This window comes from Streptomyces sp. Pv4-95 (assembly GCF_045782725.1).
Taxonomy (GTDB): domain Bacteria; phylum Actinomycetota; class Actinomycetes; order Streptomycetales; family Streptomycetaceae; genus Streptomyces.
The window spans coordinates 7,446,672-7,461,366 of the sequence record NZ_CP127172.1 but is presented as its reverse complement, the minus strand read 5'-3'; the positions used below and the strand labels follow the sequence as shown (position 1 = coordinate 7,461,366).

Sequence of the window (14,695 nt, the reverse complement as noted above, 5' to 3'; positions counted from 1 at the left end):
AACGGGGCTCGGCGGCGCCCGATCGGCCTCGACGGTCGTTGGCCGAAACCAGGCCGTTCGCGGGGTGGGGCGGGCCCGCGCGGCGCGTGAGAGCGCGGCGCACGGGTAGCCGGGACGACCGGAGAAAGGTTTGCCGGCGAAGTCCAGGAGCAGAGGAGCAGTCTCGATGTACGACGCCACCGCAACCGACCGCCCCGTGCTGGTAGGAGTCGAGGAAGGCGGAGACCAGCAGACCATCGTGCGGCACGCGGCACGACAAGCCGAGCTGCACGGCAGGCCGCTGCGCCTCCTGCACGTGGCCGAGGCGGCGGACGCCCAGGCGCGGCACGCCACCGCGACGGCGCTCGGCGCCGGGGTCGTCGAACCCCTCACGGCGATGGTGCGGCTCGACTTTCCCCAGGTGCCGGTGACGGCGGAGGTGGTACCCGGCCGGCCCGCCGCGGCATTGGTGGAACGCTCCTCGCAGGCGGCGCTGCTGGTGCTCGGCCATCGCGGCAGCGGCGGATTCGCGCGGCTGCCGCTCGGTTCCGTGAGCTGGCAGGTGGCCACCCACGCCGAATGCCCGGTCCTCGTCGTCCGACCGGGAGAGACCTCGGCCGCGCCGGAGAACCGGATCGTGGTCGGTGTGGACATCTCCGAGGTGTCGGAGGAAGCGCTCGACCTGGCGTTCGCCGAGGCCGATCTGCGAGGTGCGCGCCTGGAGCTGCTGCACGCCAACTTCCACCTCGGCGAGATGCCCACCGGCCCCGGCATGGTGGCGCCGGACTTCAAGGCCCTCGACGACGCGGCGCGGCGCCGGCTGAAGGCGCTGGCCGCCGAGCGTGGCGCGCGCTATCCCCGGGTGTCGGTGGACGTGCGCGTCGAGCGGGTCCGCCCCGCGACGATCCTGGCGGAAGCCTCGCGCCGGGCCGCTCTGCTGGTCGTCGGCTCGCACGGGCGCACCGGCCTGCGCAGGCTGATGCTGGGATCGGTGAGTGCGGCGGCGCTGCACACCGCGGCGTCGCCCGTCGCGGTGGTGCCCACAACGGACAGCGACTGACAGATCCCGGCCCCGCCACCCGTGCCTGCCGTGTGTGACGTCGCCCGTCCTGGGCACCCGCGAGGGCAGCGGCACAAGGAACCCGACAGCAACCCGACAGAGCAGCATGTCGCGGCGCCGTCGTGACAGCGGAACGGACACACATGAGCAACGGTTTCATGGGTCCGGAAGGCTTCGGCCAGGACCCGTTCGACGACTTCCTCGCGCGCGTCTTCGGCCGTGCTGCGAATTCCTCCAAGGACGCACGGCGCCCCATGCCGCGGCAGGCGGACATCGCCCGGCTGATGAGCGGACCGGCCCGGCAACTGGTCACGGCGGCGGCCGCCTACGCCGCGGAACACGGCAGCCCCGAACTCGGCACCGAGCACCTCCTGCGGGTGGCGCTCTCCACCGAGCCGACCCGCAGCCTGGTGCAGCAGTCGGGGGTCGACCCCGACGCCCTGGCCGCCGACATCGACCGCAAGGTCGGAACGGGGCCGCATCAGACGAGTGTCGCCGTCACCCCGGCCGTCAAGCGGGCCCTGCTGGGCGCCCATGACCTGGCGCTGGGCACCGGGGCCTCGTACATCGGTCCCGAGCACGTGCTCGGGGCGCTCGCGTCCAACCCGGACTCGGCGGCGGGCCGCATCCTCAACATCGTCCACTTCGACCCGCAGACCGGCCCCCCGGCCTCGTTCGGGTCACCGCCCGCCGGTGCGGAGCACCCGCCCGCGCCGAGCCACGACACCCCCACCCTCGACAAGTACAGCCGCGACCTGACGGACATGGCACGGGCCGGCCGGATCGACCCGGTCATCGGCCGCGACGAGCAGATCGAGCAGACGATCGAGGTGCTCTCCCGCCGCGGGAAGAACAACCCGGTGCTGGTCGGCGACGCCGGCGTCGGGAAGACGGCGATCGTCGAGGGCCTGGCGCAGCGCCTGGCCGACGGGGACGTACCCGACCAGCTGGCGGGGCGGCGGGTCGTCGCGCTGGATCTGACCGGCGTCGTCGCCGGCACCCGTTACCGGGGTGACTTCGAGGAGCGGATGAACAACATCATCGAGGAGGTGCGGGCGCACTCCGACTCGCTGATCGTCTTCATCGACGAGCTGCACACCGTCGTCGGGGCCGGCGGTGGCGGCTCGGAGGGCGGTTCCCTGGAGGCGAGCAACATGCTCAAGCCCGCGCTCGCCCGCGGGGAGCTGCACATCATCGGCGCCACGACGCTGGAGGAGTTCCGGCGGCACATCGAGAAGGACGCGGCGCTCGCCCGCCGTTTCCAGCCCGTCCTGGTCCCGGAGCCCACCGTCGCCGACACCGTCGAGATCCTGCGCGGGCTGCAGGACCGCTACGAGGCGCATCACCAGGTGCGCTACACCGACGAGGCGCTGCTCGCGGCCGTCGAACTCTCCGACCGCTACATCACGCACCGCTTCCTGCCCGACAAGGCCATCGATCTGATCGACCAGGCGGGCGCCCGGGTGCGGCTGCGGTCGGGGACGAAGACCAGCGACACACGCAACCTCGAACGCGAGGCGGAGCAACTGGTCAGGGACAAGGACCAGGCCGTCGCCTCCGAGCAGTACGAGCGGGCCACCGAGCTGCGTGACCGCATCGCCGAGATCACCGCACGGATCGAGGCGGGTGCGAGCGAGAGTGCGGAGCAGGCTTCGGGCGACGGCCGGATCGTGGAGGTCACCGCGGAGGATGTCGCCGAGATCGTGTCACGGCAGACCGGTGTCCCCGTCAGCAGCCTGACCGAGGAGGAGAAGAGCCGGCTGCTCGGCCTGGAGGAGCGCCTGCACACGCGGGTGATCGGCCAGGAGGACGCCGTCACGGCCGTCTCCGAGGCCGTGTTGCGCTCGCGGGCGGGCCTGGCCGACCCCAGCCGCCCGATCGGCAGCTTCCTCTTCCTCGGGCCGACGGGTGTGGGCAAGACCGAACTGGCCCGCGCCCTCGCCGAGGCGCTGTTCGGCAGCGAGGACCGGATGGTGCGGCTGGACATGAGCGAGTATCAGGAGCGGCACACCGTCAGCAGGCTGGTCGGCGCGCCGCCCGGATACGTCGGCCATGAGGACGCCGGCCAGCTGACCGAGGCCGTGCGCCACCACCCGTACTCGCTGCTGCTGCTCGACGAGGTGGAAAAGGCGCATCCGGATGTCTTCAACATGCTTCTGCAGGTGCTCGACGACGGGCATCTGAGCGACGCGCAGGGCCGGACGATCGACTTCAAGAACACGGTCATCGTGATGACGAGCAACCTCGGCTCCGACGCCCTCAGCGGCGGCCGCGGCATGCTGGGCTTCGGCGCGGCCGGCTCCGGGGCGGACGCCGACGACGGTGCCCGGGAGCGGGCGCTGGGGACGTTGCGCGAACACTTCCGCCCGGAGTTCCTCAACCGGCTCGACGAGATCATCGTCTTCCGGCGGCTCGACGACGACCAGCTGCGACGGATCACCGATCTCCTGCTGGAGGGCAACCGCCGCAGGCTGCACGCCCAGGACATCACCATCGAGTTCACGCCGGAGGCCGTGGACTGGCTCACCAAGCACGGCTATCAGCCCGAGTACGGCGCCCGTCCGCTGCGGCGCACCATCCAGCGTGAGATCGACAATCCGCTCTCCCGGATGCTGCTCGACGGCGCGCTGTCGGCGGGCGACCGGGTGCGCGTGGAGACCAAGGACGGTCAGCTGACGTTCCGCACCGGCCGGGAGGAGGACGGAAGCGGCGCCGGGAGCACCACGCCCTCCGCGGCCACGTGACAGGAGCGGTGTCCCGGCCCGTCGTGCCCCGCGCGGTCACCGCCGGCGGGGCAACCGGTGCAGCTCCACCTCGGTGAGCCGGCCCTTCGTCACGCGCGCGGTCATATAGGTGCAGTACGGCTGTCGTCTGCGGTCGGTCGGTGAACCGGGATTCAGCAGGCGCAGCCGGTCGTCGGCGGTGGTGTCCCACGGGATGTGGCTGTGGCCGAAGACCAGCACGTCCAGGTCGGGGAACCGGTCCGCGCAGCGGCGTTCGCGCCCCTGTGCCGGGCCGGTCTCGTGCACCACGCCGAGCCGTACGCCGTCCAGTTCCGCGTACGCCACCTCGGGCAGCCGCGCCCGGAGTTCGGGCCCGTCGTTGTTGCCGTACACCCCGATCAGCCGCCGGGAGCGGTCCTCAAGCAGGTCCAGCGTGGCGGTGTCCACCCAGTCCCCCGCGTGCACGACGACATCGGCGCGCGGCACCTCGTCGAGGAGCGCCGGCGGCAGCGCTTTGGCGCGCTTGGGCAGATGGGTGTCGGAGATGAGGAACAGTCGCACGAGGCGACAGTACGTGGGGTGGTCCGGGGGGGGAGCGGATCAAGGTCGCGGCATGGCGAGGACGCGAAGGGACCCGCGCGTCGGGACGATCACGATTCCGGGTCGCCGGAGCGGCCGTGCAGCCGGAACCACACCCACTTTCCCGAGCGCGTGCGGTCGTAGCCCCAGGAGTCCGCGAGGGCGCCCAGGACCTCGGTTCCCCGGCCTTCGTCCGGCAGCGGGTCGTCCCCGGTGTGCCTGCTCATGGGCAGGGCGGCCGAGGAATCACCCACCGCGGCGAAGAGGCCGGAGGTGTCGGCGATGAGCATCAGCCTGAGCCCCCTGGTGTCGGTGTGGCGGAGGGCGTTGGTGACGACCTCGGTGAGGCACAGGCGTCCCGCGTCGAACAGGGGCGACCGGGGATCGAGGACCTCCGCAAGCGCCTCCCTGGCCAGCGCCGGAGCGCTCTCGTCCTGGGGGAGCCGCATCGCGAAGGGGCGTACTTGCGCATCGGAGACGGGCATGGGCATGGGCATCAGAGCGGACCTTTCCTGGACTCACCCTCGATGTGCCCGCGAGACGGCGGCCCACCCGGGACTTCCGTCCCGAACCCAGGGGGCCGAGCGGCCCTGCTCCGCGCGGGGACTGCTCAAGGACGCGGGTTCGTCCGGTACCCACCCGCCTCCTTGAACCTCGGGCCGGCTCGGTCACCGCATCCCATGCCCGCACCGGAGCACTCGGTGCCCGGACACCGCTTAGCGTGGAGGAATGGACGAGGTCGCAGCGGCAGGTCCACCGCCGCCCAGCAGCGATGCCGGCTTTCCGGCCCACCATGCGGCGCGCTGCGGTGGACTGGCCGAGCTCGACACGCAGGTCGCCAGGTGCCGGGCCTGCCCACGGCTGGTGGACTGGCGGGAGGAGGTCGCCGCGACCCGGCGCGCGGCGTTCCGCGACTGGGACTACTGGGCGAAGCCGGTGCCCGGTTTCGGGCCGCCGGACGCTTCGCTGGCCGTCGTCGGCCTCGCGCCCGCCGCGCACGGCGGCAACCGCACCGGCCGCATGTTCACCGGGGACGCCTCCGGCGACTTCCTGTTCGCGGCGCTGCACGAGGTCGGTCTCGCCTCCCAGCCCACCGCCACGCACCGGGGCGACGGCCTGGAGCTGTACGGGGTGCGGGTCACCGCCCCGGTGCACTGCGCGCCGCCGGAGAACAAGCCGACCCCCTCGGAGCGGAACACCTGCCGCCCCTGGCTGGCGGCCGAACTCGCGCTGCTGCGCCCGCATCTGCGCGTGATCGTGGCCCTGGGCGCCTTCGGCTGGCAGGCACTGCTGCCCGTCCTCGCCGAGGCGGGCCGGACGATCCCCCGGCCTCGGCCGGCGTTCGGCCACGGCGCTGAGCTGATACTGCCCGCCGCCGACGGACACGACGAACTGCGGGTCCTGGGGAGTTACCACCCGAGCCAACGCAACACCTTCACCGGGCGGCTCACCTCCGCCATGCTCGTCGAGTTGCTCACGCACGCCGCCGAACTGGCGGGCCTGACACCGGGCGAATGACGCGGAGTGCGACAGCGGGAGCCGGGGCCTGACGACAGCTGTACCGGCGCCCGTTCCTGGCTCAGCGCGGACGGCGAAGAAGCGCAGACGCGAAGACGCAAAGCGCCGCGCGGACGTGCGCCGCGACCGATCACCACCCGCCCGTTCGTACGCCCCCGCGGTCACGGCGGGTGAGTGCGCGCTGGGCGCGGCTGAGCAGCCCGCTCGCCGACCAGGTGCGCAGCGCCGCGTGGGCGGCGTTGGCGCCGGGCGCGCCGTGCACCCCGCCGCCCGGATGGGCGCCGGCCGAGGCCAGGTAGAGCCCCTTGACGGGGGTCTCCGGGCGCCCGGTTCCGGGGATCGGGCGGAAGACGAGCTGCTGGTGGACCGAGGTGGTGCCGCCGTTGATCGCTCCGCCGTGCAGGTTGGCGTTCATGGCTTCCAGGGTGGGCGGCGCGAGGATCCGGCGGGCACGGATCCGGGAGCGGAATCCGGGTGCGTAGCGCTCCACCTGGTCCTCCAGGCGATCGGCCATGGCTTCCCGCTCGTGCTCGTCCCACTCCCCCGTGAGCCCGTCGTCGCCCGCGTCGCCGCGGACGCGGTGCGGCACGTGGGTGTAGGCCCAGGCGGATTCCGTGCCGGCCGGGGAGCGGGTGGCGTCGGCGGTGGTCATCTGCCCGAACAGGGCGAAGGGCCGGTCGGGCACCTGCCCCATGTACAGCTGGGAGGCGAACCGGGTCAGGGCGTCGACCCCGTCGGCCAGGTGCACGGTGCCCGCGGTGGCCGCGGCGTCGGCTGTCCAGGGCACCTTGCCGTCCAGGGCCCAGTCGACCTTGAAGGTCGCGAAGTCCCACTGGAAACGGCGCAGATCGGCGAGCGCCCGGCCGGGAACGTGCCGGGCGTCGACCAGTTCGCCGTACAGGACCGGTACGGAGACGTCCGCCAGGACGGCCCTCCGCGCCGGGACCGTCTCGCCGCCGGCCGTGCGCACCGCCACCGCGCGGCCGCCGCGCACCACGACCTCGACGACGCGCTCGTCGCACCGCACCGCGCCGCCCCGCCGCTCCAGCCGGCGTACCAAGGCGTCGGTGAGGGCTCCGGCGCCGCCGACGGGGACGGGGAAGCCGACGGACTGGCCGAGCATCGACATCAGCCAGCCGAATCCGCCGCTGCCCGCGGCCTCCGGGGCGAGGTCTGCGTGCAGTGCGTTGCCGGCGAGCAGAAGACGGCCTGCCTCGCCGCGGAACTCCTCCTCGCCCAGGCGCCGTACCGGCAGCAACATCGTCCGTGCCAGGCGCAGTCCGCCCGCCCCGCGCAGCCGGGCCAGCAGCCGCGCCCCGGCGCGCACCGGCGGGAAGGGGGTGAAGAGCGCGCCGATGAGGTCGTCACCGACGCGGTCCCAGACGTCGCACAGATCGCGCCAGGCCGCACCGTCGCCGGCGGCGAAGGCGTCCAGGGCCCGTGCGGTGTCCTGCACATGCCGCTCCAGCAGCGCGCACCGGCCGTCCCGCAAGGGGTGCGCGAGGACCCGGGGAGCGTGGCTCCAGCGGAGCCCTTCCTCTTCGAGGCGGAGCGCCCTCAGCACCGGTGAGGCCGCCGCCAGCGGATAGAACGAGCTGCACAGGTCGTTGACGTAGTCGGGGTGAACGCCGCGGTCGCTGCGGACCGCACCGCCCGGATCCGGCTGGGCCTCCAGAACTTCGACCGTCCACCCGTCGTCCGCCAGCAGGTTCGCGGCGACCAGGCCGTTGGGGCCGGCGCCGATCACCACCGCGTCGGGCATGGCTGTCTCCTGTTCACCGTGGCTGCGAGCGGCGCGTGCCGTCGCCCGACCGGCCGGGCCGGCTCAGTGCATGTCGCTGAGGTCCCGTGGATAGTTCTCGACCACCGTGGCGAGCCGGCTCAGCATGCTGCGGTGGCGGAGCTGAAGGAGGACGTCCAGGGCCGCGTTGTGCAGGAATCCGGCGGGCCCGGTCAGGGGGTGCTCGTCGACGATGACGAGGCTGTGCTCACCCCACGGGCGGACATCGATGGCGATCCGGGCGGTGCCCAGCGGCCCGCTGTCGACCTCCAGCTCCAGCTCCCGGGGCGGGTCGCAGCGGCGGACGACGGTGTGGCCGTTCAGCGGCCAAGGACCGACGCGGATGGTGTATCCGATGGTGGAGCCGACCGCGGGCCAGAGTCCCTCGTCGGGCCACGACTCGTCCGTGCCGACGACCCAGTCCGCGTAGCGCGAGCCATCGGCCAGGATCGCCCAGACCGCTTCCGGAGCCCTCTTGATCAGCTGATGCCTCACAGCCATGCGCTTCGCCCTCCGACATCTCGATGGAGCTGGTCGTCAGCGGTCGAAAGTCAGCCTAGGACGGCTCGTCGCACTCGGCCGTCCGAAGACTTCCGGCGGCACACGCGCCTTCGACCTACGCGGGCCGCCGTCCAGGGCCGCGCACAGTGAGCCGTGCGGAGGAACTCCCGTCGCTTCGGCCTTACGTTGGAAGCCCCCTCTTGCCGGCGCCACCAGCCCTTCCGGCATCCCGCGGCGGACCTGGCGGCGAAGAAACGTGGAGACGTGGCCATGGCGGAAGAGCTGCCCCTGCTCGGGCGCATCGCGGTCGTCACCGGCGCCGCGCGGGGGCTGGGTGAGGCCATGGCGCACGCCCTCGTACGACGGGGCGCCACGGTGGCCCTCCTCGGGCTGAGGAGCGTGAACTCGCCCGGGTGGCGGCCTCGCTGCCCGGCGGAGGCGCGCATTGGCCGGTCGACGTCACCGATGAGTCCGCGATGGCCCGGACCGCCACCGAGGTGACGGAACGCCTCGGGCCGCCGTCCGTGGTGATCGCCAACGCGGGGGTGGCGGCGGGCGGACCGTTCCTGGGCACCGACCCCGCGACGTGGCGCCGCGTCGTGGAGGTCAACCTTGTCGGCAGCGCGGTCACCGCACATGCCTTCCTCCCCTGTCTGATGCGTACGCGCGGCTACTACCTGCAGGTCTCCACTCTGGCGGGCATCGCCGCCGCACCGATGATGTCGGCGTACTGCGCCTCCAAGGCGGGAGCTGAGGCGTTCGCGCACGCCCTGCGCGCTGAGGTGGCGCACCTCGGTGTGGGAGTGGGTGTCGCCTATCTGAGCTGGGCCGACACGGAGATGATCAGAGCCGCCGAGGGCCACGCGGCCATGCGGGTGCTGCGCGCCGGGCTGCCCTGGCCCGCCTCGAAGACGTATCGCGTGGACCCGGTGGCCGCCCGCCTGGTCCACGGCATCGAGCGACGCGCCCCAGCCGTTTACGCCCAGCCCTGGCTGCGGGGCGCGCAGGCGGTCCGGGCCGGCCTGCCGGGGATCGTCGCGCGCCGTTCCAGGCATGTGTTCGCACGCCTCACCGGGCGCTCCGACATCGCGGCCACCGGGCTGCTCGGAGCGGGCGGCAGGGCAGCGGAACGTCCGCCGGGCCAGGAGGCGCCTGGCGGCTCTCTCGGCTGAGCAGGTCCCGGGACGCGCGCGAACACCCGGAGCCTTACGCCAAATGAGTGAAGCGAGGGGAAGGACCTGACGTTCTCCGCGAGCCCGCTGCCCCGCGGTCAGCTCCTCACTCACCGTCCCTCTCGGCCCCACCGTCCCGCCCCGGATCCTCGTCCACGGCACCGTCGGTGGCCTTCGTCCGACGCCGGTGGCTGGTGTCGCACCAGGGATAGATCTTGCTGCGGCGGCATGCACACAGGGCCACGGTCGGACGGTCGGAACGCGCCACGGTCCCGTCCGCCAGCGATACCTCGACGGGCCCCTCGATCAGCATCGGCCCGTCCGGCTCCTGTGTGACGCGCCGGACGTCCCGGCCCGATGACCGGCTCGGGGCCGCCTCGTCGGCGTCCGGGTCGTGGGTGTCACTCCGGTCGCCGCGCACGGATGACCACCAGCTCTTCCTTGTCCTGGCCCGGGGATATCAGCCCTTGAGCCTCCAACCAGGGGGCTCGGCTGCGCAGCACCCGCCCGAAGGGGACCATCCGCCGGTCCGTGACGGTCACACCGAGCCCCGTGCGCTCCAGCCGCTCCACCGTCGGCCCGGTGCCGCAAAGGCTGGAATGGACCAGCAGCAGCACGCCGCCGGGCCGCAGCATCGAAGGTGCCTGTGCGCACAGCCGGTCCAGCACCGCCCTGCCGTCCGGCCCGGCCTCCCAGGCACGCGCCCCACCGCCCCTCGGTAGCTTGGGAGCGGGCGAAGGAACATAGGGCGGGTTCGCCATGATCAGGTCGAATTGCTGCCCGGCCACCGGCCGCAGCAGTTCACCCCGGTGGACGCGGATCCGGCGGCCGTACCCCGCGAACCAGGCGTTGAGCCTGGTGGTGAGAACCGCCGCGGCCGATACGTCGACAGCCACGATCCGCGCTGCCCCGGCCCGCGCGGCGGCGACGGCCAGCGCGCCGCTCCCCGTGCCCACGTCGAGCACCGCGGCGTCCGCCGGCAGCGCTTCCCGCGCCAGTGCGGCCACCAGCGCGTCGGTGTCCCACTGGGGTGCGTAGACGCCAGGGGGCCGGATGAGGAACACAGTCCCTGGATAGCTTCTTCGCACGTGCGCCGCACTTTCGATGTCAGATATCCCTTGCTTCCAGAGGAGTGTTGGCCGGGCCTTGGAGCACCGAGCCGTCGGGCGCGAACCGGGAGCCGTGGCAGGGGCACTCCCAGGCCCGCTCCGCGGAGTTGAAGGCGACCAGGCAGCCGAGGTGAGTACAGCGTGCCGACACGGCGTGTGTCGTGCCCGCCTCATCACGGTAGACAGCGCACCGGCGGCCATGTACCCGCACCACCGCGCCACTTCCCGGCGCGATCTCCGCGACCGAGTCGGCGTGGGAGGAACGCATCCGGTCGCCGACGAAGTGCTGGGCGACGTCGGCCTGGTGCTTGAGGAACGCAGGCGCCTCACGGACGGCGCTCCACAGCCTGCGGGGGTCGTACAGCCCGGCCCATGGCGGTTCGTTCCCGGTGATCAGCCCGGTCAGCAGCCGCCCGGCCATGACTCCCCCGCTCATGCCCCAGCCGCCGAATCCGGTGGCGACGTAGGTGTGCCGGGCACCGGGGTGGAAGTGGCCGACCAGCGGGACGGTGTCGGTGGCATCGTTGTCCTGCGCCGCCCAGCGATAAGCCACTTCGGTGCCGGGGAAGTGCAGCCGGGTCCAGGAGGTCAGACGGGCGAAGCCCTCGCGTGCGTCGCCCGTCCCCGGCTTGAAGGTCTCCCCCGTGACGATCAGCAGCCGCTGCCCGTCGCCGTACGGGGCCGTGCGCACCGACCGCTTGCCCTCCTCCTTGGTGATGTACATGCCGCCCGGATCGCGGTCGGCCGCGATCGGCGCGGCCACCACGAGTTCGCGGTGCGGCGAGAGCCGGGTGAAGAGCAGGGCGCGGTCGAAGACCGGGTAGTGCGTGGCCACGATGACGTCCTGCGAGGTGACGACCGCTCCCGACTCGGTCTCGACCCGGCAGGGTGTGCCCTCGCTCAGTCCGGTGGCGCGGGTGCGCTCATGAACGGCGCCGCCGCGCGCCCGGATGTCCTCCGCCAGCGCGAGCAGATACTTCCGCGGGTGGAACTGCGCCTGGTCCTCGACGCGCACGGCCCCGGCCACCGGGAAGGGCAGCCCGGTCTCGGTGACGAACGACGCGGTCAGGCCCGCTTCCCCGGCGGCTTCGGCCTCCGCCCGCAGCGCGTCCGTCCCGGACGGGTCGCGGGCGAAGGTGTACGCGGGGAAGCGTTCCAGCTCGCAGTCGACGTCCAACAGTTCCGCGATCTCGGCGACCCGTTCGACGGCGCCCTGCTGGGACCGGGCATAAGCACGGGCACCGTCGGCTCCCCGGGTCCGGCGCAGCTGCTCGTAGACGAGGGTGTGCAGCGACGAGAGCTTGGCGGTGGTGTATCCGGTGACGCCGGCGGCGATCCGGTCCGCTTCCAGGAGCACGACGCGGCGGCCCGCCCGGGTCAGCTCCCACGCACAGCTCAGGCCCGCCACGCCGCCGCCGATGACGGTCACGTCGGCCTCGGCGTCCTCGGTGAGCGGGGCGTAGGACGTGCTGCCCGTCGTGGCCATCCAGTACGACTCGTCTCGGCCGGTGGCCGCGGAAGATTGGGACATGGTGTGACGGGTGCCCGCATGATCCCCGACGAAGCGCGAAAGCCGCGGGACTCCCCCGGGAGGGCGTAGCCCTGCTGGCCGCGGTGTGCTCTGTCCTGCGTAGGTTCGGGGCCCTCCTCGCGTCGACCGCCGGCGGGCCCGGACGCCGGTGATTCATTTGGCGGCGAAATGGCACCAGAAGCCCCTCCGAGCAGACGCGACAGGAGGTCCCCATGGCAGCGAACCACGGTCCGCAGGACCCGGTGACCAAGCACCCGCAGCCGGAATTCCCGCAGCAGGACCAGCCGCACCCGGGTTGGACCGGGCCGATGGATCCGCCGCCCGACCGCGGCGAGCAGAGCTACCGCGGCATGGGCTACTGGCCGACCTCAAGGCACTGCTGACCGGCGGCGATTCCGGCATCGGACGGGCGGTTGCGCTCACCTACGCGCGCGAGGGCGCCGATGTGGTTTTCACCTACCTGGCAGAGGAGGAGGACGAGGCACGGGAGACTGCGCGGCTGGTCGAGGAGGCCGGACGCAAGGCCGTCGCGGTTGCCTGCGACATCCGTGAGGAGGAGCAGTGCCGTTCGCTGGTGGAGCGGGCAGTCGCCGAACTCGGGCAGATCGACATCCTGGTGAACAACGCCGCCTACCAGATGTCCCAGCCGGACGGCATCGGCGCCATCACGACCGAGCAGTTCGACCGGGTGGTGCGGACGAACCTGTACGGCATGTTCTAGCTGTCGAAGATGGCGCTGTCCCACATGCCCAAGGGCAGCTGCATCATCAACTCCGCGTCCGTGCAGACCTACAAGCCCAGCCCACACCTGCTCGACTACGCCATGACGAAGGGCGCCATCGTCACCTTCACGCAGGGGCTCGCGGAGATGCTCGCCTCGGACGGCATTCGCGTCAACGCCGTCGCGCCGGGCCCCGTCTGGACGCCGCTGATCCCTGCGACGCTGCCCGACACCGTCGAGTTCGGGAAGCAGGCGCCGCTCGGCCGCCCGGCGCAGCCCGCGGAAATGGCCCCCGCGTACGTCTTCCTCGCCTCTCCTCAGGCGAGCTACATCACGGCGGAGGTCGTGAACGCGACGGGCGGCACGCCGCTGCCGTAGCGGCTGCGATCCAGGAGCCGTGGGCGTCCATGCCTGCGACCGGCACATATGTCGGCCGCAGGCGCCGCGGTCCCGCCTCAAGGCAGCTCGGCCTCAGGCGGTCGAGGTGGTGTCGCCCTCGTACATCTCCTGTGGCGTGAGGCCCGACAGCATCAGCTTGGTCTCCACCAGCAGCCCCCCGCTGACCTCCGCGGCCGGACCGGTCTGCCTGCGGAAGTCGGCGGCGAGGGCGTCGTAGACGGCCCAGGCTTCCTTCCATGCCCTGTTCTGCCGGTCCCGCTCCTCCTTGGTGGACCGGGGTTGCTGCATCAGGTCGCGGTCCGCCTCGCAGAGCCTCGCCGACTGGGCGGCGAGGTCGGCGTAGCGGGTGAGGAACTCGGTGCCCGGAGCGGTCAGGCGGGCCTTCTCTCCCGCCGTCCCGCCCAGTACCCGGGTGATGGCGGTGAGATGGCCGACCGTGCGCTCCCACACGGCGTCGGCCTCCAGGGGCGGCGGCGGAACGGAACGCCGCAGCCGCGAGCCGGGGTTGAACCGGGAACTCTCATGCGTCCACTGCCGGGCGTCGGCCAGGCCGCGCAGCACCTGGTCCAGTCGGCGCGCGCGGTCGTGCCAGCCGGCGGCGTCAGACTCGCTCCACTCGCCGCGCAGCCCCTCCGCCATGGTATCCAGCAGATCGGCGCTCTCCCGGGACAGCCGCTGCAACTGGTCGCGCACATTGCGCAGATGCACCGGCGGAAGCACCAGCGCGTTGACGGTCACCCCGATGACCCCGCCGATCAGGGTCTCCAGAAGGCGGTGGCCGACCTCGGTCAGGGAGTACGCACCGTAGGTGATGACGAACAGGGCTGTGGTGGCCCCGTAGATCCCCTGGGTGCCGAACCTGCGGTAGGTGCCCACCAGGACCGTCACCGGGATCGCGATGAGCATCGCCAAGAGGGTGCTGCCGCCGGTGATCGCCATCGCCGCGGATGCCCACAGCGCGCCGGCCACGATCACCGCGAACTGCTGCACACCGGAATGCAGGGACCGGTAGACGGTGGCGTTGACCAGGACCAGCGCCGTCCACGGTGCCATCAGCGCCAACGGGGCCTGCAGCCACCAGCCGGTCAGTGCCCACGCCAGAATGGCGGCTGCCGCCGCTTTGAGCGACTGGACCATGGTGTCGCGCTCCGGCCCCGACTCCCGCACCGCGCTGCGCACCCCACGACCGATGGCCGCCAGCTCCCACCCCAGCCACCGCCATGCGATGGCCAGCTGCTCTGCCCCTGGCAATGCCCCTCCCTCACGGATGATCCCTCGTGGGCGCCGCCGTGACCTGCGGCTCCCGCCTTAACGCCATGGCGTGGCGGCGAGTACCCGCGGTGACCACGGCTACTCCTGCGGACAGCCCCGTCGGTCCCCTGGCGGCACGGAACGGGCGGGCAGGCGCCTGTCCCGGGGGTGCGCGGCCGGAGGGGGCCGACCCCTCCGGCCGCGCGCCCCCTCGTACACGGCAATCTTCGTCATACGGGGCACGGCTCCGCATCTCCGCAAGCTCGGCCCGTCCCGCCGCCCGGCCATTGCCTGGAAGCCGCTGGAGTACGGGGCCGGGTGCCCATATCTCCGGCGAAAGCGTCATCCGGCGGCTCCGGGCCCGCACCTCGG

The 14,695-nt window shown here is 72.6% G+C and carries 11 protein-coding genes and 2 pseudogenes; 5 read left to right on the top strand and 8 right to left on the bottom strand.

The annotated features are described in order from the left end of the window. The first annotated feature begins 166 nt into the window (after positions 1 to 166). Both QOM21_RS32755 and QOM21_RS32750 read left to right on the top strand, forming a co-directional pair. Positions 167 to 1,039 (top strand): universal stress protein, encoded by an 873-nt coding sequence (locus tag QOM21_RS32755; RefSeq protein ID WP_407554620.1) that lies wholly within the window; start codon positions 167 to 169, stop codon positions 1,037 to 1,039. A 143-nt stretch (positions 1,040 to 1,182) separates the two neighbouring features. Then, the gene (locus QOM21_RS32750; protein WP_407554619.1) at positions 1,183 to 3,783 is read left to right on the top strand and encodes an ATP-dependent Clp protease ATP-binding subunit; all 2,601 of its coding nucleotides are present in this window, start codon (positions 1,183 to 1,185) and stop codon (positions 3,781 to 3,783) included. 36 nt (positions 3,784 to 3,819) lie between these two features. Here the strand turns inward: QOM21_RS32750 and QOM21_RS32745 are convergent, their stop codons facing one another. Together QOM21_RS32745 and QOM21_RS32740 are read right to left on the bottom strand one after the other, a co-directional pair. Then, complete coding sequence (locus QOM21_RS32745) at positions 3,820 to 4,323, bottom strand: metallophosphoesterase family protein (protein WP_407554618.1); 504 nt, start codon at positions 4,321 to 4,323, stop codon at positions 3,820 to 3,822. An 89-nt stretch (positions 4,324 to 4,412) separates the two neighbouring features. Beyond that, positions 4,413 to 4,838, bottom strand: a complete 426-nt coding sequence (locus QOM21_RS32740; RefSeq protein WP_407554617.1) for an ATP-binding protein — start codon at positions 4,836 to 4,838, stop codon at positions 4,413 to 4,415. Between the two features lie 232 nt (positions 4,839 to 5,070). Between QOM21_RS32740 and QOM21_RS32735 the strand changes: the two genes are divergently transcribed. Then, positions 5,071 to 5,859 carry a uracil-DNA glycosylase gene (locus QOM21_RS32735; protein ID WP_407554616.1) on the top strand — a complete coding sequence of 263 codons (789 nt, stop codon included), beginning with the start codon at positions 5,071 to 5,073 and terminating at the stop codon, positions 5,857 to 5,859. Between the two features lie 130 nt (positions 5,860 to 5,989). Here the strand turns inward: QOM21_RS32735 and QOM21_RS32730 are convergent, their stop codons facing one another. Together QOM21_RS32730 and QOM21_RS32725 are read right to left on the bottom strand one after the other, a co-directional pair. After that, entirely contained in the window at positions 5,990 to 7,621 is a 1,632-nt protein-coding gene (locus tag QOM21_RS32730) for a phytoene desaturase family protein (RefSeq protein WP_407554615.1), read from the bottom strand. Positions 7,622 to 7,684: 63 nt separating this feature from the next. Further along, a complete protein-coding gene (locus QOM21_RS32725) occupies positions 7,685 to 8,140 on the bottom strand; it encodes an SRPBCC family protein (RefSeq protein WP_407554614.1) in 456 nt (151 codons plus the stop codon). 270 nt (positions 8,141 to 8,410) lie between these two features. Between QOM21_RS32725 and QOM21_RS32720 the strand changes: the two are divergent. Continuing rightward, positions 8,411 to 9,312: pseudogene (locus QOM21_RS32720) on the top strand (SDR family oxidoreductase). Between the two features lie 106 nt (positions 9,313 to 9,418). Here QOM21_RS32720 and QOM21_RS32715 read toward each other — a convergent pair. From QOM21_RS32715 to QOM21_RS32705, 3 genes are read right to left on the bottom strand one after another with little or no spacing between them, the layout of a single operon-like run. Then, the gene (locus QOM21_RS32715; protein ID WP_407554613.1) at positions 9,419 to 9,733 is read right to left on the bottom strand and encodes a CDGSH iron-sulfur domain-containing protein; all 315 of its coding nucleotides are present in this window, start codon (positions 9,731 to 9,733) and stop codon (positions 9,419 to 9,421) included. Next, positions 9,714 to 10,376, bottom strand: a complete 663-nt coding sequence (locus tag QOM21_RS32710; protein ID WP_407554612.1) for a HemK2/MTQ2 family protein methyltransferase — start codon at positions 10,374 to 10,376, stop codon at positions 9,714 to 9,716. Before QOM21_RS32710 ends, QOM21_RS32715 begins: the two co-directional genes overlap by 20 nt. A 43-nt stretch (positions 10,377 to 10,419) precedes the next feature. Beyond that, on the bottom strand, positions 10,420 to 11,952 hold the full coding sequence (locus QOM21_RS32705; RefSeq protein ID WP_407554611.1) for an FAD-dependent oxidoreductase: 1,533 nt from the start codon (positions 11,950 to 11,952) through the stop codon (positions 10,420 to 10,422). Positions 11,953 to 12,164: 212 nt separating this feature from the next. Between QOM21_RS32705 and QOM21_RS32700 the strand changes: the two are divergent. Then, positions 12,165 to 13,051: pseudogene (locus QOM21_RS32700) on the top strand (SDR family oxidoreductase). A 93-nt stretch (positions 13,052 to 13,144) separates the two neighbouring features. Here QOM21_RS32700 and QOM21_RS32695 read toward each other — a convergent pair. Beyond that, the gene (locus tag QOM21_RS32695; protein ID WP_407554610.1) at positions 13,145 to 14,323 is read right to left on the bottom strand and encodes an FUSC family protein; all 1,179 of its coding nucleotides are present in this window, start codon (positions 14,321 to 14,323) and stop codon (positions 13,145 to 13,147) included. Positions 14,324 to 14,695 lie beyond the last annotated feature (372 nt).